Origin of the sequence: Kitasatospora sp. NPDC056327 (assembly GCF_042261735.1) — a bacterium.
Lineage (GTDB): Bacteria > Actinomycetota > Actinomycetes > Streptomycetales > Streptomycetaceae > Kitasatospora.
The window spans coordinates 1-2,284 of the sequence record NZ_JBHJRC010000520.1 but is presented as its reverse complement, the minus strand read 5'-3'; the positions used below and the strand labels follow the sequence as shown (position 1 = coordinate 2,284).

Genomic DNA, 2,284 nt, shown 5'->3' with positions numbered 1-2,284 from the left:
GGCCTGCACCGCGTGGTGCAGGCCGTCGCCTTTCTGTCGGCAGTCTCGGAGGATCTTGTAGTTCTTCATGCGGGCGAAGGTGTGCTCGACCCGGGCGCGCACCCGGCGGTGTTCGGCGTTGTCCTCCTCCTGGGCCCGCAGCAGGGGGCGGCCGGCGTGTCTGCGGTGGGGGACGACCAGTCTGGTGTTGAGGTAGGCGCCGTCGGCGAGGACGGTGGTGCCCGCGCAGGCGGCGGGCAGGTGGGAGGCGCGCCAGGCATGGGCGTCGGCCTTGTTTCCCGGCACGGGGCGGGCGGTGGCGACCACGAGACGGGTGTCGGCGTCGATGACGACCTGCACGTTCGCCGAGAACCGGTAGTTACGGCTCGACGCCCCCACCGTCCGGTCGCGGACCGGGATCAGGGTCCCGTCCACGATCCACAACCGCTCCACGCCCGGTGCCGGGCGTGGAACGGCTTCGAGGGCGAGGAGTGGGCCGAGGCGCTGGACGATGCGGCACACCGTCGCGGTCGAGATCCCGAACAGCGGGGCGAGCTGCCGCATCGTGAGGTTGGTCCGGTAGTACACGGCGACCAGCAGGATCCGGTCGGGCAGCGGCAGGCACCACGGCCTGCCGCCGCCCGGACCATTGCCACCCCGCTCACGCACCACGCGCACCAAGCCCTCGAACTGCCGCATCCGCAGCCCCGTGAACGTCTCCACCCAGACCGGCTCAGCCCGAAGCACCCCACCCATACCGGAGAAATGCCCCGCACCAGACCTTCCGGAACAAGCTTAGTCCGCCTTCTCCGTGATCACCGCGGTGATCCCGCGTCTGCGCAGGTAGGCGCGGTTGGTTTTCGAGGAGTGGGCCTTGTCGGCGGTCACCGCGCCGGGGCGGGTGCGCGGCCAACCGACCGGGCCGCGTACCCGTACCTTCTCCAACACGGTCTGGAACTGGTGGCAGTCGGTGGCCTGGCTCGGGGTCAACACGGCGCCGGACGGCTGGCTGTTTCGGACCTTCCGCGACGGCATGGTGCAGGAGAGCGGCTACGGGGTGGTCTGGGCCGCCGCCCGGGCCGAGGTACTGAGCCCGGACGAGCAGGCCACCCCGCTCGCGAAGCGGCCGTACGACGGCCGGCACGCCGGGATCTCCCTGTGGCTGGCCTCCGGGGTGGCGCCGGCCGAGTGCGCGCGGCGCGCCGGGCACAGCATCGCCGTCCTTCTCCGCGTCTACGCGAAGTGCATCCACGGTGACGAAGACCACGCCAACCGGCTGATCGCCGAACGCCTCCAGCGACGGCCCGACTGATCCTGGTCCGCGACTGGTCCGGAACCGCTGGTCAACGCCGGGATCCGGGCGGCAACAGGTGGGACAAACCTCGCGAAACGGCCACTGCGGCGCCGCGCGTGTTCGAATAGACGAAAACAGCCCCTGACATGCGTTTCCGCATGTCAGGGGCTGTTTCTCTATCCTGTGGCTGGTGCAGGGTTCGAACCTGCGTAGCTTGCGCGACAGATTTACAGTCTGCTCCCTTTGGCCGCTCGGGCAACCAGCCAGGATGTTCGCCTTGCGGGGCTTGCCCCGTTCGACTGGGTAAACCTTACCCGATGCCGGGGGGTGGTTCGCCACCCGGTTCCGTGGGGCTGGATCGACGGGTGTGGCGCGGCCGTCCGGGGCGGGGGCCGGGGCGGGCTGGATAGGCTGGGGCGGCGCGCGCCCGGTGGGGCGGGCCGTGTCAGTGCAGCCAGAGCATCAAGGAGACCAACACCCATGGCCGACTCCAGTTTCGACATCGTCTCGAAGGTCGAGTGGCAGGAGGTCGACAACGCGATCAACCAGACCTCCCGCGAGATCTCCACGCGCTTCGACTTCAAGAACGTCGGCGCCGACATCAAGCGCTCCGGCGAGACGATCGAGATGAAGGCCAACGGCGAGGAGCGCGTCAAGGCGATCCTGGACGTGCTGCAGAGCAAGTTCATCAAGCGCGGCCTGTCGCTGAAGGCGCTGGACGCGAAGGAGCCGCAGCTGTCCGGCAAGGAGTACAAGATCTTCGCGGACATCAAGGAGGGCATCTCCCAGGACGATGCCAAGAAGGTCGCGAAGATCATCCGGGACGAGGGCCCGAAGGGCGTGAAGGCCCAGGTGCAGGGTGACGAGCTCCGCGTGAGCTCGAAGAGCCGCGACGACCTGCAGGCCATCCAGGCGCTCCTCAAGGGCAAGGACCTGGACTTCGCGATCCAGTTCGTCAACTACCGCTGAGTCGCGCGACGGCCCTGGCCGGCAGCCCGTTCGAGGCTGCCG

The 2,284-nt window shown here is 69.0% G+C and carries 4 protein-coding genes and 1 tRNA gene; 2 read left to right on the top strand and 3 right to left on the bottom strand.

Features of this window, described 5'->3' with window-relative positions; all coding sequences use genetic code 11:
* Together ACFCX4_RS35990 and ACFCX4_RS35985 are read right to left on the bottom strand one after the other, a co-directional pair.
* The coding region (locus ACFCX4_RS35990; protein ID WP_376151653.1) for a transposase at positions 1-735 on the bottom strand (735 nt) is incomplete at its 3' end.
* A gap of 39 nt (positions 736-774) precedes the next feature.
* Positions 775-1,014, bottom strand: a complete 240-nt coding sequence (locus tag ACFCX4_RS35985; RefSeq protein ID WP_376151651.1) for a transposase — start codon at positions 1,012-1,014, stop codon at positions 775-777.
* On the opposite strand from ACFCX4_RS35985, the gene ACFCX4_RS35980 reads away from it, so the two are divergent.
* A complete protein-coding gene (locus ACFCX4_RS35980) occupies positions 1,013-1,291 on the top strand; it encodes a hypothetical protein (protein ID WP_376151649.1) in 279 nt (92 codons plus the stop codon). The genes ACFCX4_RS35985 and ACFCX4_RS35980 overlap by 2 nt on opposite strands.
* Before the next feature lie 166 nt (positions 1,292-1,457).
* Here ACFCX4_RS35980 and ACFCX4_RS35975 read toward each other — a convergent pair.
* Positions 1,458-1,538 (bottom strand) — tRNA-Tyr (locus tag ACFCX4_RS35975).
* A 215-nt stretch (positions 1,539-1,753) separates the two neighbouring features.
* Between ACFCX4_RS35975 and ACFCX4_RS35970 the strand changes: the two genes are divergently transcribed.
* Positions 1,754-2,242: a YajQ family cyclic di-GMP-binding protein gene (locus ACFCX4_RS35970; protein ID WP_376151647.1), complete on the top strand. Its 489-nt coding sequence runs from the start codon at positions 1,754-1,756 to the stop codon at positions 2,240-2,242.
* Positions 2,243-2,284: the final 42 nt, after the last annotated feature.

What these genes read in the sequence shown, in the direction of transcription:
- ACFCX4_RS35980 (WP_376151649.1), top strand. Translation starts at nt 1,013, where the DNA reads ATGGTGCAGGAGAGCGGCTACGGGGTGGTCTGGGCCGCCGCCCGGGCC.
- ACFCX4_RS35985 (WP_376151651.1), bottom strand. Translation starts at nt 1,014, where the DNA reads ATGCCGTCGCGGAAGGTCCGAAACAGCCAGCCGTCCGGCGCCGTGTTG.
- ACFCX4_RS35970 (WP_376151647.1), top strand. Translation starts at nt 1,754, where the DNA reads ATGGCCGACTCCAGTTTCGACATCGTCTCGAAGGTCGAGTGGCAGGAG.